A 19,859-nucleotide genomic window follows, 5' to 3' on the forward strand; every position below is an offset into this window, starting at 1 on the left:
CATCACTCTCCCGCCATCGCCGCGCGGCGACCCGGGGCAGCCTGTACCCCGGCGGCGCATAAGTCACCGCTCACATTCGCGCGTGGCAGCATCCTGATTGCAGCCCAGGGTCGTGCCGGGTCCGCTCGCCACCCCCGCGCCACCCAGGCCCGGGCCCGCCGCGGCCCGCGCGCCGTGGCGACCCGGACGGGGCGCAAGGCGTATTCCGGCCCTTCATAGGCAGCGAGTCGCACCAGCGCCGCCGCCCCGAGCCGCGGCAGCAGCAGCCCCGCGACCTCGCCCGCCCCGGCGAGCAGCGTGGGGTAGGGCGTGCCGCGCAGCGCGACGCGCCTGTACCCCGCCAGCCGCGCCGGCAGCGCCCGGCGCAGCGGCGCCCGGCCGGCGAAGCGCGCGAAAACGACCGGATCGAGCAGTGTCCCGTAGAGGAACACCGCGGCCAAGGCGCGCCTCAGTGGCCCGCGTTCTCGCCCGAGAAATCCGGCGCCTTGAGCCCGGAGGCTTCGAGCTGATGCCCGATCTGCGCCTTCAGCCGGTCGAGCCCCGCCTCGGTCGTCGCCTCGGCGCGCGCCACCAGCACCGCCTGCGTGTTGGAAGCCCGCAGCAGCCACCAGCCATCCTCGGTCAGCACGCGCACACCGTCCACGTCCTGCACCTTCGCGCCATCGGCGGCGAGGCGGTCCTTCACCTCGGCCACCACCTGGAACTTGCGCGTGTCCGGGCAGTCGAAGCGGAGTTCCGGCGTGTTGATCACCTGCGGCAGCGCGGCGCGCACCGCGGAGAGCTTGCCCTGCATGCGCGCGACGATGCCGAGCAGGCGCACGGCGGAATAGGGGGCGTCGTCGAAGCCGTACCATTTGTCCGCGAAGAAGATGTGGCCCGACATCTCGCCGGCCAGCGGGCTGCCGGTCTCGGCCATCTTCGCCTTGATCAGCGAATGCCCGGTCTTCCACATCAGCGGGTTGCCGCCGGCCTTGGCGATCTCGTCGAACAGCACCTGCGATGCCTTGACGTCGGCGATGATCGTCCCGCCGGGCTTCGACTTCAGGACATCCCGGGACAACACGATCATCAGCTGGTCGCCGAACAGGATGTGGCCCTCGTCGTCCACCACGCCGATGCGGTCGCCGTCGCCGTCGAAGGCGATGCCGAGATCGGCCTTCTCGCGCGCCACTTCCGCGATGATCTGCTCGAGGTTCTTGGCCACCGTCGGGTCGGGGTGGTGCGCCGGGAAGGTGCCGTCGATCGTGCCGTTGATGACGAAATGCGTGCCCGGCAGCCGCGCCACCAGCATCTTCACGATCTCCGCCGAGGAGCCGTTGCCCGGGTCCCATACGACCTTCAACGCACGGTCGCCGCCGTCCCAGTCCTCCAGCACGCGCGCGACATACTGCTCGGAGATGTCCACCTGCCGGTCGGAGCCGATGGCGGCGGGCACCACGTCGCCCTCGGCCGCCATGCGGCCGATCTCCTGGATCTGCTTGCCGAAGAAGGGCTTCTTGCCCAGCATCATCTTGAAGCCGTTGTAGTTCGGCGGGTTGTGGCTGCCCGTGACCATCACCGCGCCATCGGCCGAGAGCGCGTAGGCCGCGTAGTAGAGCATCGGCGTCGGCCCGCAGCCGATCCGCAGCACCTCCAGCCCGCAGGCGCGCAGCCCCGCAACCAGCTGCGCTTCCATCTCCGGCGAGGAGAGGCGGCCGTCATAGCCGACCGCCACCTTGTGCCCGCCGCCGCGCGAGACGATGGAGCCGAAGCAGCGGCCGATCGCGAAGGCGTCCTCGGGCTTGAGGGTCTGCCCGACGATGCCGCGGATGTCGTATTCGCGCAGCGAAGTCGGGTCGAAGCTGTGGTGGAAGGCCGTCATCGTCGGAGACATCCCTGTCTAGGCTTGGCGGGGGCGGCAGGGCGGCCCGCAAAGCGGGCCGAGGCCGCGAACGCGGCCCGCGGCGAGTGCCGCGAAGCCAAGCCGCGCGGAGGCGCGGCGCCCGGCGTCCGAGGGGCGTTGATGCGTAGCGGCAACGCGCATCACGAAGAGTATTTCTTCAGGATGCTCTGCATGGCCGGCGCCATGTCGTCGCGCGAAAGGGCGAAGGCGACCTGCGCCTCCAGGTAGCCTTCCTTCGATCCGCAGTCGAAGCGCCGCCCCTCGTAGCGCAGGCCGTGGAAGGGCTGGCTGCCGATCAGCTTCGCCATGCTGTCCGTCAGCTGGATCTCGCCGCCGGCGCCCTTCTCCATCTTCGACAGATGCGCCATCACCTCCGGCATCAGCACGTAGCGGCCGATCACGGTGAGGTTCGACGGCGCCTTCTCGATGGGCGGCTTCTCCACCAGGCCCGTCACCTCGACCAGGTTGCCGCGCGTCGTCCCCGGCGCGATCACGCCGTAACGGGAGACATGCTCCTTCGGCACTTCCTCGATCGCCACCACGTTGCCGCCGGTCTCGGCATAGGCATCCGCCAGCTGCTTCATGCAGGAGGTGTCGCAGAGCATCAGGTCGTCGGGCAGCATGATGGCGAAGGGCTCCTCGCCCACGAAGCTGCGCGCGCACCAGATCGCGTGACCGAGGCCGAGCGGCACCTGCTGCCGCGTCGAGACGATGGCGCCCGGCGCGAGCGCCTGGTCGCGGAGCATCTCCAGCTCCTTCGCCTTGTTCCGCTCGGCCAGCGTCCGCTCAAGCTCGTAGGCGACGTCGAACTGGTCCACCAGCATCGTCTTGCCGCGGCCGGTGACGAAGCAGAACTGCTCGATGCCCGCCGCGCGCGCCTCCTCCACCGCATACTGGATCAGCGGCTTGTCCACGACCGGCAGCATCTCCTTCGGCATCTGCTTGGTCGCGGGCAGGAAACGCGTGCCGAGGCCGGCGACGGGGAGCACGGCCTTGCGGAGAGGCTTGGGCACCGGTGGTCTTCCCTGGCGATTCTGGGCGGCACAACTGCCACGGACCGCGGAAAGCGTCCACCTGCGGACCGCGGCGCCGGCAACGCCCGGTTGATGAGGAAGGGCGGCCCCTTCCCGGCGTCACCGGAACGGGTGCGGGGCGGGGCGGTTCCTCACCCCAGCAGAACGTCCCGCGCCTCGTTCAACCGTGAGGCCAGCCAGTCCGATCCGCCCTGGTCGGGGTGGTTGGCCCGCATCAGCCGGCGATGGGCGGTGCGGATCGCCGCCGCATCGGCGCCCTCGGCCAGGCCCAGCACCGCCAGCGCCTCCTCCCGCGTCATGCGGCCGGAAGGCGGCCGGCGCGGCGGCGGCTCGGCCTGGGCCCGGGCCTGCTCGCGCCAATCGGCATGGGCGCGGTCGAGCCAGGCTTCCAGCAGCGGCACCCCCTCCGGGTCCTGCACCGACAGCTCCGCCAGCAGGTCCAGCAGCAGCGGCTCGTCGAGGTCGCTCAGCTCCCGCCCGGCATAGCGCCCGGCCTTCACCCGGCCGAACATCCGCCCGCTGTCATGGTCGAGCCCCATGGCCAGGTAGCCGGTCTCGACATCGCTCGCCTGCCCATCGCTCGGCCGGCCGGCACGGGCGAAGGTCCGCGCGGCGCGCAGCCCCTGGATCCAGCGCCAGGCCATCGGCCCGAACAGCGCCAGCGCCCAGAGTGCCTGCGGCCCCCGGCCGGAGGCGAGCAGCGCCACCAGCAGCACCGCGCCGAGCAGCCCCCCGCCCCAGACCGCCGCCGTCTTGATCTGCCCCGGCTTCGCATCGGCGAACAGGCGCAGCAGGCCCAGCAGCGCCAGCAGCGCGATCAGGCCGACGATCAGATAGGCCATCGCTCAGCGCGCCTTCGGCGCCGGCAACTGCCCGGCGATCTGCCGCGCCGAGGCCGAGGTGAGGCGCGCCAGCGCCTGCCGGCCGCCGGCGGCGAAGACCGCCACCGCCCGCAGCAGGTCGCGCAGCGCGCCGGCGCTCGCGGCATCGAAGGGCGCCCAGGCGCCGCCCGAGAGCTTCGCGACCTGGCGGAAGGCATTGCCCGCGATCGGGTTCTGCCCTTCCTGGAAGCAGAACACCGGCGTGCCGCGCAGGCCGAGCTCGCCCGCCACATGGCAGATCGGGTCCACATCCTCCTCCAGCGCGTCGCCGATGAAGATCACGGCATTCACCTTGTCGCGCTGTGTCTCGTCGCGCGCATGCTTCAGGGTGCGCAGGATCTGGGTATGGCCGCCGAGGCAGCTCACCCCGGTCATGCGCCGCGCCAGGTCGTCCGCATTGGTCAGGAAGGGCGTCGCCGCGAATTCCCCGAAGCCGCGGTAATAGGCGAGGCTGACGGCAAGCCCGCCGACATCCTTCACGGCCATGAACATCTCCCCCTGCAGCTGGCAGGCGCGGTCCCAGGAGGGCTGGCGAGAGGCGGTGGCGTCGATGGCAAAGATCAGCCGCCCCGGCTTCCCCGAAGCCGGGCGGACCACGGGCATGGCCGCCACCTTGTGCAGGAAGGCGGCGACGGCGGGATTGCCCTTCTTCTCGGGCAGGTTGCTCATGCCAGGGAGATAGGGTTCCTCGGCGATGGGCGGAAGGGCCGGGCAGCCTGCCCTAAGCGGAAGCCTTGGCATCCGGCAGGGCGACGCCGAGGCCGGTGTAGTAGTCGCGATGGCGTTCCAGCAGGAAGGTGTTCTCCACCGCGTTCAGCCGGGCCTCCTCCCGCTCGAAGCGCTCCATGGTGTAGCTCTTGGTGGCGCGGTTGTTCTCGAGCCAGTAGCCCTTGCGCTCCATCTTGCGGCGGTAGAATTCCAGCGACTGGTGGATGTAGTGGTTCTGCAGGATGCGGAATTCGCCGAGCCGCGCGGCGAAGCGGTTCTCGACGTAGAAGTTGCCCTTCACCTCCGGCAGGCCGTCCAGCGGCAGCACGCTGCGGCCCTCCACGTCGTGGATGTGGATGTGCATCCGCAGGAAGGCGCGGCTGCGGACGATGCCCTTGGCATGCCAGGGCTGCTCCTTGTCCGGGATGGAGGGCCGGCGCGACATGTCCTCGGACCGCAGGCAGCCGGGCACCACCTGGGGCGGCTGGCTGACGTTGCCGCCGGTGCCGAACACCACCCAGGGCACTGCCACCTGCCCGACATCGGCCGGCAGGCGGCGCAGGAAATCGGCGATGGGCAGCGGGCCGGTGGCGTGCATGAACTCGTCCATGTCCTGCAGGATCACCCATTCGGACTGGTTCAGCGCAGGCTCCACGAACAGCTTGCGAAGTTCGGTCGAGCTGCCCGTCGCATCGGGCAGCACGGTCACGGTCACGAGTCCGGCGCGGATATGGTCCTCGATCCGGCTGCGCCAGTCGTCGGTGCTGCCGTGATCCACGAGGTAGAAGTGCTCGACGCCCTCGCGCAGGTGGATCTCGATCCATTCGCGGATCGAGTGTCCCTCGTTCTGCATGATGGCATAGGCCGAGAGGAAATGGCGCGGGCGGTGATGGACCCGCCGCAGCGCGCGGTTCAGCCGCGAGCGGAGCCCGCGCAGCTTCGATACCGCGAAGGCCTTCAGTCCTGCTTCACGGGCCATCGACCCTACCCCGACTCTTTGTCACGAATGTGCAACGTCGAACTTTTCCCGCGCACGAGCGGGGGAAGCCCTGCCCGCCTGCGCGGGTGTGGAGGCTCATGTCGGAAGGTGCGGCGAAAGACAAGCCTGCAGGCTGTCGACCACTGCGCCCGCCGCTTCACGCACAGCGGTCCGGACGGATCGGCTCAGGATGCGACCAGCTTCTCCGCCGGGGCGGCGGCATCGGCGTCCGGATGGCGGTCGAGCAGCAGCGTGTTCCGCACGGCGTTCAGCCGCGCCTCCTCCCGCTCGAAGCGCTCCATCGTGTAGCTCCTGACGCCGCGGTTGGTCTCCAGCCAGTAGCCGCGCCGCTGCATCTTGCGCCGATAGAAGTCCAGCGACTGATGCACATAGTGGTTCTGCAGGATGCGGAAATCGGCGATGCGCTGTGCGTGGCGGTTCTCGATGTAGAATCGGCCGCCGACCTCCGGCAGGTCGTCCAGCGGCAGGACGGTGCGGCCCGCGACCTCATGGATATGGGCGTGCATCCGGCGCAGGTCGCGCGCGCGCACGATGCTCTTCACATGCCAAGGAAGGTCCGCGTCGCGTGTGGCCGCACGCAGCGCCATGTCCTCGGCGCGGGTGCAGCCGGCGACGACCCCTGGCGGCTGGCGGAGATTGCCGGCGGTGCCGAACACCACCCAGGGCACCACGACCTGCGACACGTCCGGCGGCAGGCGGCGCAGGAAGTCCGGCATGGCGAGCCGGCCGGTCGCATGGGTGAACTCGTCCAGGTCCTGCAGGATCAGCCATTCGGCGCCGTCGAGCGCGAAATCCGCATGCAGCACGCGCAGCCTGTCGAGGCTGCCCTCGGCCGGCAGCGTCCTTGCCGTCACCCGTCCCGCGCGGATGTGGTCGGCGACCTGGCCGCGCCAGTCATCGGTGCTGCCGTGGTCGAGCAGGAAGAAGTGCTGCACGCCTTCGCGCAGGTGGATGTCCATCCATTCCCGGATGACATGCGCCTCGTTCTGCATGATGGCGAAGATGCCGAGGAAGTGCCGCGGGCGGTGATGGATCCGGCGGAGGGCGCGGCGCAGCCGCCAGGTCAGGCCGCTGCGCCGGCGCGCAAGCTGGTCCCGCAATGCGGTGGCGATGTTCATGCGCGCAGGAAGTCCAGGGCTCCCGGCGTGAGCCACAACGCCGGCGGGTCCTCCGCCATGCGCCCTCCACGCCCGGTGGCACTGATACTGAGGAAGTTTCAATCCCGAGGCAAGATGATGGCGCCGGCGCTACCCCGCCTTCAGCCCGTTGGCATGCGCGGCCGCCAGCGCCGTCATGTTGACGATGCCGCGCGCGGTGACGCTCGGCACCAGCACATGGATGGGCTTGGCCATGCCCAGCAGGATCGGTCCGACCTGCAGCCCCTCGGCGGCGGCCTTCAGCAGGTTGAAGGCGATGTTGGCGCTGTCGATGTCCGGCATGACCAGCAGGTTCGCGGCATCGGTCAGCGTCGAATCCGGCACCGCCCGCGCCCGGATCGCCGGCACCAGCGCGGCATCCGCATGCATCTCGCCATCCACCTCGAAATCCGGGTCGTGGGCGCGCAGCAGCTTCAGCGCCGCGCGCATCTTCGCCGCACTCGGCGCGCCGGAGGCACCGAAGGAGGAATGGCTCAGCAGCGCCGCCTTGGGCGCGATGCCGAAGGCGCGGATCTGCTCGGCGGCCAGCAGCGTCATGTCGCAGATCTGCTCGGGCGTCGGGTCCACCGTCAGGTGGGTGTCCACGAAGAACAGGTGGCCGGTCGGCAGGATCAGCGCGGAGAGCGCATAGACCCGGCTCACCTCCGCCTGCTTGCCGATCACGTCATAGGCGTGGTGCCAGTGGCTCAGCCAGTCGCCGGTGCCGCCGCAGAGGCAGGCATCGGCGAGCCCCGCTTCCAACAGCAGCGCAGCGGCGACGGTCGGACGGTTGCCGACGCGCCGCGCCGCCGCATCGGGCGGCACGCCACGCCGCCCAACCTTCCGCTGGTAGAGCGGCACCAGCCGGCCGAACAGGTCGGCATCGGCATTGGGATCCAGCACGCGCACGGATTCGGAGAAATTCATGCGCAGCCCCATGGCGGCGGCCCGCGCCTCGATCGTTTCGCGCCGGCCGATCAGGATGGGCTCGGCCAACCCCTCGTCCAGCACGGTCTGCACGGCGCGCAGCGTGCGCTCGTCCTCGCCCTCGGCGAAGACCACGCGGGCAAGCTGGCGGCGCGCCACCTCGAAGACGGGGCGCATGAGGTTGCCGGAGCGGAAGACGAATTTCTCCAGCTCGCGGCGATACGCCTCCAGGTCTTCCAGCGGCCGGCGCGCCACGCCGGATGCCGCGGCGGCCTTGGCCACCGCTGGCGCGATCTCCAGGATCAGCCGCGGGTCGAAGGGTTTCGGGATGATGTAGTCGGGGCCGAAGACCGGCGCCTCCCCGCCATAGGCGGCGGCGACCACCTCGCTGGCCTCCATGCGGGCGAGCGCCGCGATGGCGTCCGCGGCCGCGACCTTCATCGCCTCGTTGATCGTGGTCGCACCGGCATCCAGCGCGCCACGGAAGATGAAGGGGAAGCAGAGGACGTTGTTGACCTGGTTCGGGTAGTCGCTGCGCCCGGTCGCCACGATCGCGTCCGGCCGCGCGGCGCGCACGGCTTCGGGCAGGATCTCCGGCTCGGGATTGGCCAGCGCCAGCACCAGCGGCTTGCGCGCGAGCTTGTGCAGCCACTCCGCCTTCAGCACGCGCGGTGCCGAGAGGCCGAGGAAGACATCCGCGCCTTCCAGCACCTCCTCCAGCGAGCGGGCCGCGGTCTCCTGCGCATAGGCCGCCTTGAAAGGGTCGGTGTTCGGCCGCCCCTTCCACACCACGCCGTCGATGTCGCAGATGGTGACGTTCCCGCGCTTCAGCCCCATCGCCACCAGCAGGTCGAGGCAGGCGATCGCCGCGGCGCCGCCGCCGGTGTTCACCACCCGCACATCCTCGATGCGCTTGCCCTGCAGCAGCAGGCCGTTGCGCACGGCGGCGGCGACGATGATGGCGGTGCCGTGCTGGTCGTCGTGGAAGACCGGGATCTTCATGCGCTCGCGCAGCGTCCGCTCGATGGCGAAGCACTCCGGCGCCTTGATGTCCTCGAGGTTGATCGCGCCGAAGGAGGGTTCGAGCGCGGCCACCGCCTCGATGAAGCGATCGGGGTCGCGCTCATCCACCTCGAGGTCGATGGAATCGATGCCGGCGAACTTCTTGAAGAGGACGGCCTTGCCCTCCATCACCGGCTTGCCGGCCAGCGCGCCGATGGCGCCGAGGCCGAGCACGGCGGTGCCGTTCGAGATCACCGCGACCAGGTTGCCGCGCGCGGTGTAGTCCCAGGCCTTGTCGGGATCCTTCGCGATCTCCTCGCAGGCGGCGGCGACCCCGGGGCTGTAGGCCAGCGCGAGGTCGCGCTGGGTCGCCATGCGCTTGGTCGGCTCGACCGAGAGTTTCCCCGGCCGCGGCAGGCGGTGGTAGTCGAGGGCGGCCTTGCGGAAATCATCGTCCATCCCGCCGTTGTAGCGGCAAGGTGACGCCGCCCGCTACCGCTCCGCGAGGGCCAGCCTGACCGCCGCCGCGGCTTCGTCGCCACGGCAGGGCTTGGGCAGCACGGCCGCGCGGGCGTAGCGCGGCGGCAGGACCAGGCGCGGCTCGTAGCCCGTGGTGAAGACGATGGGCACGCCCTGCTCCGTCAGGCGGTCCGCGATCGGGAAGACCGGGACGCCGTCGATGTCGATGTCGAGCAGCGCGGCGTCCGGCAGGGACGCGGCGATCGCCGCCTCGGCCTCCTCCATGCGGGCGACGGGGCCGAGCACCTCGGCGCCGGCGGCTTCCAGCCCGTCGGCCATCTCCATGGCGACGAAGGCGGAATCCTCCACCACCAGGACCCGCGCGCCCTTCAGTTCCGTCGCGCGCGGCGGGGGCGTCGGCGCCGCGCCGGGGGCGGCCAGCGTGGCGAGCGGCAGGATGGCGCGCCAGCGCAGGCCGGCCGGGTCGAAGTCGAGCCGGCTCTCGCCGCCCAGCTCGCCGGCCAGGCCGCGCTCGATGACGAGGCTGCCGAAGCCGCGGCGGGCGGGCGGCGCCACCGGCGGCCCGCCCTGCTCGGCCCAGTCGAGCCGCAGCCGGTCGCCGGCGACCTGCCAGGAGAGGTGCACCTGCCCCGCATCGCCGCGCAGCGCGCCGTGCCGCGCAGCGTTGCTGGCGAGTTCCTGCAGCGCCAGGGCGAGGGCGAGCGCGGCGCGGGCGCGCAGGCGCAGCTCCGGCCCGTCGATGGCGATGCGCGGCGCGGCGACGGGCAGCGGGCGAAGCTGTTCCTCCGCCAGGCCGCGCAGCGAGGCGCCTTCCCAGCGGCCGAAGGCGAGCAGCCCCTGCGCCTGGGCCTGGCCGCGCAGCCGCGCATGCAGGCCGCCGAGCAGTGCCTCAAGCCCCAGCACGCCGGCGCCGTCCGGGGCGGCCAGCGCGTGGATGCGGGCGAGCATGGCCTTCACGCGATGATCCAGCTCGTTGAGGCGGGCATCCTGGCGCTGGCGGGCGCGGGCGCGTTCCTGCGCCACCTCCTCCATGCGGTGCAGCACGCTTTCCAGCAGCGCGACGCGCAGCGCCTCGGCGGCTTCCAGTTCCAGCGGCGACCAGCGATGCGCCGGCAGCGGGCCGGCGGCGCCGCGGCGGAACCACAGGATCGCGCGATCCTCCGGCAGGGCGAGGCGCAGGACGCCGATGCCGCGCTCGGCGGTCTCCGGGCAGGAATCGGCGATCTCGTCCAGCGCGACCACCCCGGCGGCGCCAGCCAGCGCCCGATGCAGCGCGTGCAGCGTGGCCGCGGGCGGTGCCGCGCCATCGGTCAGTGCTGCGTCGCCGGCCAGCACCGCGATGGCGGCATCCGGCAGGAAGGCGCGGAGGGGCGCGCGCTGCGCGCGCAGCCCCTCCTCCAGCGATGGCGCGGCGGCGAGGGCGGCAAGCAGCGCGGCCTCGGCGGCGACGAGGCGCGCGGCCTCCCCGGCCTCGGCGGCCTGGGACGCGGCCTCGATCTGGAGGGAGACGAGCTGGGCGAAGAGCTCGCAGCCCGCGCGGGTGGCCAGCGGCAGGTGGCGCGGCGCCGCGGCATGGCAGGCGAAGACGCCCCAGAGCCGGCCCTCGCGCAGCACCGGCAGGGTCATCGCCGCGCGCACCCCGGCGCGCAGCAGATCCGCCAGTTGCGCGGGCGAGGCGGCGCGCAGCCGGGCGAGCGCCAGGTCGGTCGGCGCGCCGGTCAGCGGCGAGAGCGGCGGATCGAGCGGCGCGGGGGTGCCGGCGGCATCCGGCACCAGGCGTGACCAGCCCTGCAGCTCCGTCTCCCGCGCGCGGTGCGGCGCCTGGAGGGCGGGGTCATGCGGCTCGGCGCCCGGCAGGCAACCGGCGCGCGCCACCAGGACGCTGCCGCCCTCGGGCGCGAGGCGATGGAGCGCGACGCTGTCGAAGCCGGTGAAGCCGCGCAGCGCCTCGACCGCGGCCTGGCAGAGGGAAGCGACATCGGGGGCGGCTTCGAGCCTGGCGGCCATGGCGGCGACGGCGGGGAGCGCGGCCTCCTCCCGCGGCGGCGCGGGCGGGCGCTCGAACTCCAGCAGCACGCCCGCCTCGCCATGCCGCGCCGAGACATCGAGCCGGGTGCCATCCGGCAGGGCGATGGCGGCGGCGTGCAGCTCGGCCTCGGGCGGCTGGGCGAGAAGCTGCATGACCTCCGCCAGCGCGGCGGGCGGCAGGAGATCGGCGAGCTTCATGCCCGGCCTCGGCGCGGCGCCGAGCAGCGCAGGGTCGCCGGCGCGCTGCAGCACCTCCAGCCGGCCGGGGTGGAGGACGAGGAGCAGGCCATGCGGCTGGATCGCGGGGGGCGGCGCGCCGGGCTCGGGCGCGCGCGGTTCCCCGCCGGATTCGGTGCCGGTCGGCGCGGGCGCCGCTACGGCCTTGATCCGGAAGGATGTCTCAAGCGACATGGCGCGAGGGCGGACGGCGCGTCACCCGACAGGTTTAGCCCAGATTCGCGCGCAGCCTGCGGCGGGGCGGGACTCAACTTGCCGTGAAGGATTGTTTTCGGGGGTATGGTGCGGTCGAGAAGATTCGAACTTCCACGGGGTTGCCCCCACCAGCACCTCAAGCTGGCGCGTCTACCATTCCGCCACGACCGCAAAACCGGTAGAGGCGCGGCGTATAGACCATGACATTCGACCCGACAACGCCCCTGGAGACGGCCCCGAAGGTGTCGTTCCGCGTCTCCGAGGGGCTGACGCCCTATGCGGACGCGATGGCCGCGATGGAGGCGCGCGTGGCCGCGATCCGCGCCGGGGAGGCGGAGGAGCTCGTGTGGCTGGTGGAGCATCCGCCGACCTACACGGCAGGGACCTCGGCGAAGCAGGAGGACCTGCTGGACCGGCGCTTCCCGGTGTTCGCGGCCGGGCGCGGGGGGCAGTGGACCTATCACGGGCCGGGGCAGCGGACGGGCTATGTGATGCTGGACCTGACCCGGCCGCATGGCGGCGTGCGGGCGCGGGACGTGCGGGAGTACGTGCACGGGCTGGAGGAATGGCTGATCCGGGCGCTCGACCATTTCGGCGTGCACGGCGAGCGGCGCGAGGGCCGCGTGGGCATCTGGGTGGCGGACCGGGTCCGGGGGACCGAGGACAAGATCGGCGCCTTGGGCGTGCGGGTGACGCGGTGGGTGAGCTGGCACGGGGTGGCGCTGAACGTGGACCCGGACCTGTCCCATTTCGGCGGCATCGTGCCCTGCGGGGTGCCGGAGCATGGGGTGACGAGCCTGCACAAGCTGGGCGTGCTGGCGACGATGGAAGAGGCCGACGCGGCACTGATGGCCGCGTGGGGGGACGTGTTCGGGTAGCCCTGTAGGCCTGCGTCTCGCGCTGCCTCGTTTGGCAAAGCCAGGTTTGGCGCGTGGGAGTGCAGCGCCCCCGTTGCACGCTTTGCCGCCTTGACGCAGCGCAAGGACGCCGCCCCGCGCCGCGCCTAGCTCTCACACGCGGCGCGCTCGTGGCGCTGCGGAGACAATACGCATGCGCCTTCGGCTGGTTCTGGCAGTCACGGCCCTTCTGGCGGCAGGCGCCGGCGGGGGGTGGTGGTATGCGACGCAGCGGCCGCTGCCCGTGCCGGTCGCAGCCGTCGCCGAGGACGTGCCGGTGACCGTGTTCGGGCTGGGCGCGGTCGAGGCGCGCGTGCTCTCGCGCGTCGGGTTCGAGGTGCCGGGGCGGCTGGTCGCGGTGCTGGCCGATCATGGCGACCAGGTGCGCGCCGGCGCGCCGCTCGCCCGGCTCGACCCGGAAAGCCAGGAGGCGCGCGTCGCGAAGGCGGAAGCGGCGGTGCTCTCGGCCGATGCCGCGGCGGAACGGGCGGAGGCGCAGCGGGAGCGGGCCGAGGCGATCCTCGCCCAGCGCCAGTCCACCGCACGCCGGCGGCGGGAACTCGCGGCGCGCGGCGCCGGCAGCGCGGAGGCAGCCGAGCTGGCCGAGACGGAGGCGCTCGCCGCGCAGGCGGACCTGGCGGTGAACCGCGCCGATGCCGCGCTCGCCCGCGGCGCGCAGGCCGAGTCGCGCGCGACGCTGCGCGCCGAACAGACCGCGCTGGCCAAGCACACGCTGACGGCGCCCTTCGACGCGGTGGTCATCGCACGCACGCGCGAGCCGGGGGCCGCGCTCAATGCCGGCGAGGCGGTGTTCACGCTGGTGGCACCCGACAGCATCTGGGCGCTGGCCTATGTGGACGAGGGCCGCGCGGGCGACCTGGCGCTCGGCCAGCCGGCGATGGTGACGCTGCGCAGCCGGCCCGGCAGCGCGGTGCGCGCCCAGGTGGTGCGCATCGGGCTGGAGGCGGACCGGGCGACGGAGGAGCGGCGCGTGCATGTCCGCTGCCTGAGCTGCCCCGCCATGCCCGTGATCGGCGAACAGGCGGAGGTCGTGATCGAGACCGGCCGCCTGCCGCGCGCGCGACTGATCCCGGAAAGCGCCGTGCATGGCTTCGATGGCGCCGGGGGCGAGGTCTGGACCGTGGAGGATGGGCGGCTCGCGCGGCGCAGCGTGCGCTTCGCGGCGCGGCTGATGGATGGTCGCGTTGCATTGACGGCCGAGGGGCTGCCCGAAGCGATTCCCGTGGCGGTGCAGGTCGGGCCTGGCTTCGCCGAGGCACGCCCCGCACGGCCGGTGATCAGGCGATGAACCTCGCGCTGGCGGATATCCGGCACAATCTCGGCCGCTTCCTGATGACCGGCGTCGGGCTCGGGCTGCTCATGGCAGTCGCGCTCTCCATGGTCGGCATCTACCAGGGCGTGGTGGCGGAAGCGCTGGCGCTGTCGCGCAGCCTGCGCGCCGACCTGTGGGTGGTGGAGGAAGGCACGCGCGGACCCTTCGCGGAATCGTCGCGCATTCCCGGCGACGTGCGCGCGATGGTGGCGCGCCTGCCGGGCGTGGCGGATGCCGGCGCCATCACGCTGAGCACGACGGAGATGCAGGCGCCGCAGGGCATCATCCGCGTGCAGGTGATGGGCTACGAACCGGGCCGGCCGGGCGGGCCGGCGGCGATCGCGAGCGGCCGGGCGCTCGGCGGCGTGCGGCGCGAGATGGTGGCCGATGCGCGCGCGGGGCTGCGGCTCGGCGCGGTGGTGACGATCGGCGGCGACCGCTATCGCGTGGTCGGCACGACGCGCGGGCTGGTCGCATCGGGCGGCGACCCGCTGGTGTTCGTCCATCTGCGCGATGCGCAGGAGCTGCAGTTCAAGCTGGCGCCTGCGGCGGCGCGCCGGGCCGTGGCGGCGGGCGGCGCAGCCGGCTCCATCGACACGGTGAACGCCGTGATCGCACGGCTTTCGCCAGATGCCGATCCGGATGGCGTGGCCGGGACCGCGCGGCGATGGAAGCACCTGTCGGCGCTGACCGACGCGGAGCAGTCCGCGCTGCTCACGCGCTCCGTCGTGAACCGCGCGCGGGTGCAGCTCGGCATGTTCACCGTCGTGCTGCTGTTCGTCTCCGCGGTGATCATCGCGCTGATCATCTACACCATGACGATGGACAAGCTGCGGGAGATCGCGACGCTGAAGCTGATCGGCGCGCCGGACCGGACGATCGTCGGCCTGGTGCTGCAGCAGGCGCTGCTGCTCGGCGGCGCAGGCTTCGCGGCCGCGACGGCGCTGGTCTTCGCCGCGCGCGACGTCTTCCCGCGCACCGTGGCGCTTGGCGTGGCGGAGGTGTCCGCGATGGCGGGGGTGATCGGGCTGATCTGCATCCTCGGCAGCCTCGTCTCGATCCGCGCGGCGCTGCGCATCGAGCCGGCGCAGGCGCTGGGGGGCTGAGGCGCATGGCGCCGCTGGTGCAGCTGGAGGCGGTCAGCAAGGTGTTCGGCACCGGCGAGACGGCGGTGCGTGCGCTGACGGAAGTCGATCTGGCGGTGGAGGCGGGCGAGGTGGTGGGGCTGAAGGGCCCCTCCGGCAGCGGCAAGTCGACGCTGCTGAACGTCGTGGCCTGCATCCTGGAGCCGAGCAGCGGGCGCCTGCTGCTGGACGGGCAGGTGGTGTGGGATGGGCGCTACCGCATCGGCGATCTGCGCCGGCTGCGGCGCGAGAGGATCGGCTTCATCTTCCAGTTCCACAACCTGCTGCCTTTCCTTGACGCGACGGAGAATGTCGCGCTGCCGATGACGCTCGCCGGCACGGATCCGGGGGCGGCGCGGGCGCGGGCGCGGGAGTTGCTGGACTATCTGCAGATCGGCCGGCGCGCTTCCGCCATGCCGTCCCGCCTGTCGGGCGGTGAGGCGCAGCGCGTCGCGATCGCGCGCGCGCTGGCCAACCGGCCGCGGGTGATCCTGGCCGACGAGCCGACGGCGGCACTCGATTCCGAACGGGCACGCGTGGTGATGGACCTGCTGCGCCAGGTCGCGCGCGACCAGCAGGCCGCGGTCCTCGTCGTGACGCATGACGAGAAGATCTTCGACCGCTTCGACCGCATGGTCGCGCTGCGCGACGGGCGCGTCGAGCAGGTGGAGGCGCGCGCCGCGTGAGCGGTGAAGCGAGTGGCGGCGTAGCGCCGCCACCCTGTCCGGCTCGCGCCGCCTGGCTACGGCCTCAGAAGATCCGGTCCACGGGCGCGCCCAACGCCATCGCGCCGGCGTAGCGGGCTTGCGGGCCGGCCTGGAGCGGGTGGTAGCGGGCGCCCTGGATGTCGCGGAACAGGCGCTCCAGGCCCGCGGCGCGGTGGAAGCCGGCGCCGCCGGACAGTTCCAAGGCGAGTTCGACGGTGCGGATGGCGTGCTCCGTCACCAGCGCCTTGCCGGTCATCACGTCGTTGATGCTGTCGGCGCTTGGCGCGTTGCGCTCGGCGGCTTGCAGCATCCAGTCATGGGCGAGGCGGGCGGCGCGCAAGGAGGTGTCCATGCGGCCTGCGAGGTGCAGCGTGTCCTCGGTGGGCGGGCGGCGCTTCGCGAGCGTCACGGCCAGGTCGCGCGCGTGCTCGGCGACGCCGAGATAGACGGCGTAGACCAGCGGGAAGGCGATGGTCGCGATGATGTGGAACAGCGGGTGCCACTGCCCCGCCGGGCGCTTCAACGCGGCGCCGGCATCGGGGATGAACAGGCCCTCGATCGCGACGTCGTGCGAGCCGGTGCCGCGCATGCCGAGTGCGCGCCAGGTGTCCAGCACCTTCACCTCGGGCGCCTTCATGTTGACGGCGAAGTGCAGCACATGGTCGGCGCCGTCCTCGTGCAGCACGGCGCCCGTCATCATCAGGTCGCCGACCGGCGCGCCGGAGGAGAAAACCTTGCGGGCGGTGATGCGGTAGCCGCCCTCGACGCGCTCGGCCTTGCCGGAGCCGGGCAGCCAGTCGGAGCCGCCGGAGGAGAGCAGGATGATGCGCTCGGAGGCGATGCGCTTCAGCAGCGGCTCCATCGCCGCGAGCTTCTGGTGGCGCCAGCGCCAGGCCGGCACCGCCACCTGGTGGGTGTGCATCGAGAAGGCGAGCGCAGTGGAGGAACAGCCCTGCGCGAGGATGCGCAGCATCTCCGCCAGGTCCCGCACGCCGGCGCCGGCGCCGCCGAGTTCCGTGGGCACGCCGGCCTCGACCAGGCCGGCGGATTTCAGCAGCGTGTAGTTGTCGGCGACGAAGCGGTCCTGGGCGTCGGCCTCGGCGGCGCCGGCGGCCAGGTGCGGGACCAGGCGGCGGGCGCGCTCGGCGACCGGGCCTTCGGTCAGCACCGTCTCGGGCTGGGTGGGGGTGGCGATGACGTTCATGTCGTTCTGCTCCCGTTCGTTGGTGGTGGGGGGAGCATCACGGATCGGTGGCGCGGCATTCCAGTTCAGGAAATGAACTGCCACCCGACGGCCCTGCCCTGGTAGGATGGCTGCGTCCGAGCCGGAGACGACCCATGCGGAACGTCGAGCAGGAGAAGGGCAGCTACGGGCAGTTCTGCCCGGTCGCGATGGCGGCGGAGATCCTGTGCTCGCGCTGGACGGTGCTGGTGCTGCGGGAACTGCTGGCCGGGTCCACCCGCTTCAACGAACTGCGGCGCGGGGTGCCGCGCATGTCCCCTGCCCTGCTGTCCAAGCGGCTGAAGGAGCTGGAGCAGGCGGGGGTGGTGGTGGCGGCGCCGGGTGCGCGCGGCGTGGCGGAATACCGCCTCTCGCCCGCTGGGGAGGAGCTGCGGCCCATCGTGTTCGGCATGGGCTTCTGGGGGCAGCGCTGGGTGGAGAGCCAGCTCTCGCTGAAGAACCTCGATCCGTCGCTGCTGATGTGGGACATGCGGCGGAACCTGCGGACGGAGCCGCTGCCGCCGCGGCGCTGCACCATCGCCTTCCAGCTTTCCGACGTGCCGGAAAGCCGGCGCAACCACTGGCTCGTCGTGGAGGGTGGGGCGGTGGATCTGTGCTCGGTGGATCCGGGCTTCGAGGTGGACCTCTACGTGGTCGGCACGCTGCGCGCGCTGACGGCGATCTGGATGGGGCTGACCACGGTGCAGCGGGAAGTGACGGCGAAGCAGCTGGAGCTGCTCGGCGATGCCGCGCTGGCGCGGAGCATCGAGCAGTGGCTGGGACTCAGCCCCTTCGCGGGGGAGGCGCGGAAGGTCGCGTAGTTCAGATCCTGAACTGGAGGCTGCCGCAAGCAGGCGCGCAGGCTTCGCATCGCGGGACCAGCATCGGCTCGCCCGCCCCGGCGGCATGGCCGGGGTGCGCCATGCGGTGAGGAGGCAGCAATGAGCATGAACATGTATGAGCGGCTGGGCGGCGCGCCGGGCATCGGCCGCCTGGTGGACGACATCGTCGAGGCGCACATGGCCAATCCGCTCATCCAGGCGCGCTTCCTGCCCTATCGCGAGCAGCCGGAGCGCCTGGCGGCGGTGAAGCGCCATCTGCGCGATTTCCTCGGCATGGGCAGCGGCGGGCCGGAGCAGTACGACGGCAAGGGCATGGTCGGCGCGCATCGCGGGATGAACATCGGGGCCGACGAGTACATGGCCGCGATGGACGACATCCTGGGCGTGCTGGCGAAGCACGGGGTGGACGACCAGACGCAAAAGGACGTGCTGGCGATCGCCTATTCGCTGAAGGGGGAGATCCTGCGGGTCTGACGGCTCAGGGGCCGTCTTCCTCGATCTGCCAGCCCTGGGCGAGGTAGCGCGCGAGGATCTCGGCGTGGCGGTCCTCGGGATGGGATTCGAGCAGCTCGTCCTCGCCGTCCAGCACCTCGGTGCCGGCTTCGGTGGTGACGATGACGATGGTCGCCATCTCGCCTTTCATCAGGACGGTTTCGCGCATGGTGGGCTGCATGGGTTGAGGTTGTCGTGCCCCCCTAGCCCTCCCCCGTGGAACGGGGGAGGGAACGGGCTGGTGCTTCAGTGGCCGCGGCGGAGGAAGGCGGGGGCGTTGCCACCGTCGCGGAAGTCGGCGTCGCGCCACGCCCGGTCCTTGCGCTCCGGCTGGGCGGCGGCCGCGGCGGGGCGGCGCTGCGGGGCGTCACCGCCACGTCCCTGCGGCTTCGGCGCATGCGCGTCGCGGCGCTGGCCCTGCTGCGGGCGGCGCTGCTGCTGCTGCTGCGGGCGGCCGCGGCCGCCGCCGGCAGGCTTCACCGCGTCGGGGCGGCCGGCGGTGCGGTGCATCGGCTGGCTGACATCCTGGCGGCGATCCTCGCGCGGGATCTCCTGGCGGATCAGCTTCTCCACCTGCCACAGCTTCTCGCGCTCGTCCGGGCTGCACAGGGCGATGGCGATGCCCGTGGCGCCGGCGCGCGCGGTGCGGCCGATGCGGTGGACATAGGCTTCCGCGGTGTCGGGCATGTCGTGCTGGATCACATGCGTCACGCCGTCCACGTCGATGCCGCGCGCGGCGATGTCGGTGGCGACGAGCACGGGCGCGCGCCCCGTGCGGAACTCGGCCAGCGCGCGCTCGCGCTGCGGCTGGCTCTTGTTGCCATGGATGGCGTTGGCCTGGATGCCGTCGGCGGCCAGGTTCTTCACCACCTTGTCGGCGCCGTGCTTGGTGCGGGCGAAGACCAGGGCGCGGCCGACGCCCTCGGCGCGCAGCAGGCCGGCCAGGACGCCGCGCTTGCCGGAATTCTCCACGAAGATCAGCTTCTGCTCGACCTTCTCGGCGGTGGTGGCGACGGGCGTCACCTCCACGCGGAGCGGGTCCTTCAGGATCTCGCCGGCGAGCTTGGCCACCTCGGCGGGCATGGTGGCGGAGAAGAACATGGTCTGCCGCGGCTTCGGCAGCAGCGGCAGGATGCGCCGGATGGCGGGCCAGAAGCCCTTGTCGAGCATCTGGTCGGCCTCATCCAGCACCAGCGCCTCGACGCGGTCGAGCCGCGCGGTGCCCTGGTCGAGATGGTCCTGCAGGCGGCCCGGCGTCGCGACGAGGATGTCCACGCCGCGCGCCAGCGCCGTGCGCTGCGGGCCGTAGCCGACGCCGCCGAACACCACCGCGACCGAGAGGCCGAGATGGCGGCCATAGGCCTTCAGGCTGTCGGCGATCTGGCTGGCCAGTTCGCGCGTGGGGGAGAGGATCAGCGCGCGGCAGCCACCGCGCGGCGGGCGGGCGCCGCCCTGGGACAGGCGATGCAGCAGCGGCAGGCCGAAGGCGGCCGTCTTGCCGGTGCCGGTCTGGGCGATGCCCAGCAGGTCGCGGCCCTCGAGCGCCGCCGGGATGGATTGCGCCTGGATGGGGGTGGGGGTGGTGTAGCCCTCCTCGGCGAGAGCCTGGAGGATGCGGCCATCGAGGCCGATCGTGTCGAAGGACATGGAGTGAAATCGAATCCGCTCATGCCGCCGCGCGTCGCATGCGGGCGGTGGGTGCGGTGCGCCCCGCGTGCTGCGAGCGCGCCAGA

18 protein-coding genes and 1 tRNA gene are annotated in these 19,859 nt (G+C 72.3%); 6 read left to right on the forward strand and 13 right to left on the reverse strand.

What is annotated here, in order from left to right:
- Window positions 1-2 precede the first annotated feature (2 nt).
- The 10 genes from E4T13_RS07565 to E4T13_RS07610 all read right to left on the reverse strand — a co-directional run bounded on the left by E4T13_RS07565 (window position 3) and on the right by E4T13_RS07610 (window position 11,681).
- Window positions 3-431 (reverse strand): gamma-glutamylcyclotransferase family protein, encoded by a 429-nt coding sequence (locus E4T13_RS07565; protein ID WP_240791036.1) that lies wholly within the window; start codon window positions 429-431, stop codon window positions 3-5.
- 17 nt (window positions 432-448) lie between these two features.
- Window positions 449-1,861, reverse strand: coding sequence for a phosphoglucomutase/phosphomannomutase PgmG (pgmG, locus tag E4T13_RS07570; protein WP_137177574.1), 1,413 nt, complete (start codon window positions 1,859-1,861; stop codon window positions 449-451).
- Between the two features lie 161 nt (window positions 1,862-2,022).
- The gene (gene galU, locus E4T13_RS07575) at window positions 2,023-2,895 is read right to left on the reverse strand and encodes a UTP--glucose-1-phosphate uridylyltransferase GalU (RefSeq protein ID WP_137177575.1); all 873 of its coding nucleotides are present in this window, start codon (window positions 2,893-2,895) and stop codon (window positions 2,023-2,025) included.
- A 152-nt stretch (window positions 2,896-3,047) separates the two neighbouring features.
- Window positions 3,048-3,758 (reverse strand): molecular chaperone DnaJ, encoded by a 711-nt coding sequence (locus E4T13_RS07580; protein WP_137177576.1) that lies wholly within the window; start codon window positions 3,756-3,758, stop codon window positions 3,048-3,050.
- A gap of 3 nt (window positions 3,759-3,761) precedes the next feature.
- Window positions 3,762-4,466: a VWA domain-containing protein gene (locus tag E4T13_RS07585; RefSeq protein WP_137177577.1), complete on the reverse strand. Its 705-nt coding sequence runs from the start codon at window positions 4,464-4,466 to the stop codon at window positions 3,762-3,764.
- 52 nt (window positions 4,467-4,518) lie between these two features.
- Window positions 4,519-5,484 carry a glycosyltransferase family 92 protein gene (locus tag E4T13_RS07590; RefSeq protein WP_137177578.1) on the reverse strand — a complete coding sequence of 322 codons (966 nt, stop codon included), beginning with the start codon at window positions 5,482-5,484 and terminating at the stop codon, window positions 4,519-4,521.
- Window positions 5,485-5,669: 185 nt separating this feature from the next.
- The gene (locus E4T13_RS07595) at window positions 5,670-6,623 is read right to left on the reverse strand and encodes a glycosyltransferase family 2 protein (RefSeq protein WP_137177579.1); all 954 of its coding nucleotides are present in this window, start codon (window positions 6,621-6,623) and stop codon (window positions 5,670-5,672) included.
- A gap of 129 nt (window positions 6,624-6,752) precedes the next feature.
- Window positions 6,753-9,029, reverse strand: coding sequence for an NADP-dependent malic enzyme (locus E4T13_RS07600; protein ID WP_137177580.1), 2,277 nt, complete (start codon window positions 9,027-9,029; stop codon window positions 6,753-6,755).
- Between the two features lie 33 nt (window positions 9,030-9,062).
- Window positions 9,063-11,489: an HWE histidine kinase domain-containing protein gene (locus E4T13_RS07605; protein WP_137177581.1), complete on the reverse strand. Its 2,427-nt coding sequence runs from the start codon at window positions 11,487-11,489 to the stop codon at window positions 9,063-9,065.
- 106 nt (window positions 11,490-11,595) lie between these two features.
- Window positions 11,596-11,681, reverse strand: a tRNA-Leu gene (locus E4T13_RS07610).
- 29 nt (window positions 11,682-11,710) lie between these two features.
- On the opposite strand from E4T13_RS07610, the gene lipB reads away from it, so the two are divergent.
- From lipB to E4T13_RS07630, 4 genes are all read left to right on the forward strand, one after another.
- The gene (gene lipB, locus E4T13_RS07615) at window positions 11,711-12,388 is read left to right on the forward strand and encodes a lipoyl(octanoyl) transferase LipB (RefSeq protein ID WP_137177582.1); all 678 of its coding nucleotides are present in this window, start codon (window positions 11,711-11,713) and stop codon (window positions 12,386-12,388) included.
- A gap of 172 nt (window positions 12,389-12,560) precedes the next feature.
- Window positions 12,561-13,715: an efflux RND transporter periplasmic adaptor subunit gene (locus E4T13_RS07620; protein WP_137177583.1), complete on the forward strand. Its 1,155-nt coding sequence runs from the start codon at window positions 12,561-12,563 to the stop codon at window positions 13,713-13,715.
- Entirely contained in the window at window positions 13,712-14,845 is a 1,134-nt protein-coding gene (locus tag E4T13_RS07625; protein ID WP_137177584.1) for an ABC transporter permease, read from the forward strand. Before E4T13_RS07620 ends, E4T13_RS07625 begins: the two co-directional genes overlap by 4 nt.
- A 5-nt stretch (window positions 14,846-14,850) precedes the next feature.
- Window positions 14,851-15,549, forward strand: a complete 699-nt coding sequence (locus E4T13_RS07630) for an ABC transporter ATP-binding protein (RefSeq protein WP_137177585.1) — start codon at window positions 14,851-14,853, stop codon at window positions 15,547-15,549.
- A gap of 64 nt (window positions 15,550-15,613) precedes the next feature.
- Here E4T13_RS07630 and E4T13_RS07635 read toward each other — a convergent pair whose 3' ends face one another.
- Window positions 15,614-16,858 (reverse strand): acyl-CoA dehydrogenase family protein, encoded by a 1,245-nt coding sequence (locus E4T13_RS07635; protein ID WP_206030091.1) that lies wholly within the window; start codon window positions 16,856-16,858, stop codon window positions 15,614-15,616.
- A 50-nt stretch (window positions 16,859-16,908) separates the two neighbouring features.
- Between E4T13_RS07635 and E4T13_RS07640 the strand changes: the two genes are divergently transcribed.
- Both E4T13_RS07640 and E4T13_RS07645 read left to right on the forward strand, forming a co-directional pair.
- Window positions 16,909-17,613 carry a helix-turn-helix domain-containing protein gene (locus E4T13_RS07640; RefSeq protein ID WP_206030092.1) on the forward strand — a complete coding sequence of 235 codons (705 nt, stop codon included), beginning with the start codon at window positions 16,909-16,911 and terminating at the stop codon, window positions 17,611-17,613.
- Window positions 17,614-17,733: 120 nt separating this feature from the next.
- On the forward strand, window positions 17,734-18,108 hold the full coding sequence (locus E4T13_RS07645; RefSeq protein WP_137177586.1) for a group 1 truncated hemoglobin: 375 nt from the start codon (window positions 17,734-17,736) through the stop codon (window positions 18,106-18,108).
- A gap of 4 nt (window positions 18,109-18,112) precedes the next feature.
- Here E4T13_RS07645 and E4T13_RS07650 read toward each other — a convergent pair whose 3' ends face one another.
- Together E4T13_RS07650 and E4T13_RS07655 are read right to left on the reverse strand one after the other, a co-directional pair.
- Window positions 18,113-18,295, reverse strand: a complete 183-nt coding sequence (locus E4T13_RS07650) for a hypothetical protein (RefSeq protein ID WP_137177587.1) — start codon at window positions 18,293-18,295, stop codon at window positions 18,113-18,115.
- A 77-nt stretch (window positions 18,296-18,372) separates the two neighbouring features.
- Complete coding sequence (locus E4T13_RS07655) at window positions 18,373-19,773, reverse strand: DEAD/DEAH box helicase (RefSeq protein WP_137177588.1); 1,401 nt, start codon at window positions 19,771-19,773, stop codon at window positions 18,373-18,375.
- Between the last annotated feature and the right edge of the window lie 86 nt (window positions 19,774-19,859).

This window comes from Roseomonas sp. AR75 (assembly GCF_005222815.1).
GTDB lineage: Bacteria > Pseudomonadota > Alphaproteobacteria > Acetobacterales > Acetobacteraceae > Falsiroseomonas.

Coding starts and splice junctions, on each gene's coding strand:
- pgmG (WP_137177574.1), bottom strand. CDS start 1,861: ATGACGGCCTTCCACCACAGCTTCGACCCGACTTCGCTGCGCGAATAC.
- E4T13_RS07580 (WP_137177576.1), bottom strand. CDS start 3,758: ATGGCCTATCTGATCGTCGGCCTGATCGCGCTGCTGGCGCTGCTGGGC.
- E4T13_RS07585 (WP_137177577.1), bottom strand. CDS start 4,466: ATGAGCAACCTGCCCGAGAAGAAGGGCAATCCCGCCGTCGCCGCCTTC.
- E4T13_RS07590 (WP_137177578.1), bottom strand. CDS start 5,484: ATGGCCCGTGAAGCAGGACTGAAGGCCTTCGCGGTATCGAAGCTGCGC.
- E4T13_RS07595 (WP_137177579.1), bottom strand. CDS start 6,623: ATGAACATCGCCACCGCATTGCGGGACCAGCTTGCGCGCCGGCGCAGC.
- E4T13_RS07600 (WP_137177580.1), bottom strand. CDS start 9,029: ATGGACGATGATTTCCGCAAGGCCGCCCTCGACTACCACCGCCTGCCG.
- E4T13_RS07605 (WP_137177581.1), bottom strand. CDS start 11,489: ATGTCGCTTGAGACATCCTTCCGGATCAAGGCCGTAGCGGCGCCCGCG.
- lipB (WP_137177582.1), top strand. CDS start 11,711: ATGACATTCGACCCGACAACGCCCCTGGAGACGGCCCCGAAGGTGTCG.
- E4T13_RS07620 (WP_137177583.1), top strand. CDS start 12,561: ATGCGCCTTCGGCTGGTTCTGGCAGTCACGGCCCTTCTGGCGGCAGGC.
- E4T13_RS07625 (WP_137177584.1), top strand. CDS start 13,712: ATGAACCTCGCGCTGGCGGATATCCGGCACAATCTCGGCCGCTTCCTG.
- E4T13_RS07630 (WP_137177585.1), top strand. CDS start 14,851: ATGGCGCCGCTGGTGCAGCTGGAGGCGGTCAGCAAGGTGTTCGGCACC.
- E4T13_RS07640 (WP_206030092.1), top strand. CDS start 16,909: ATGCGGAACGTCGAGCAGGAGAAGGGCAGCTACGGGCAGTTCTGCCCG.
- E4T13_RS07645 (WP_137177586.1), top strand. CDS start 17,734: ATGAGCATGAACATGTATGAGCGGCTGGGCGGCGCGCCGGGCATCGGC.
- E4T13_RS07650 (WP_137177587.1), bottom strand. CDS start 18,295: ATGCGCGAAACCGTCCTGATGAAAGGCGAGATGGCGACCATCGTCATC.
- E4T13_RS07655 (WP_137177588.1), bottom strand. CDS start 19,773: ATGTCCTTCGACACGATCGGCCTCGATGGCCGCATCCTCCAGGCTCTC.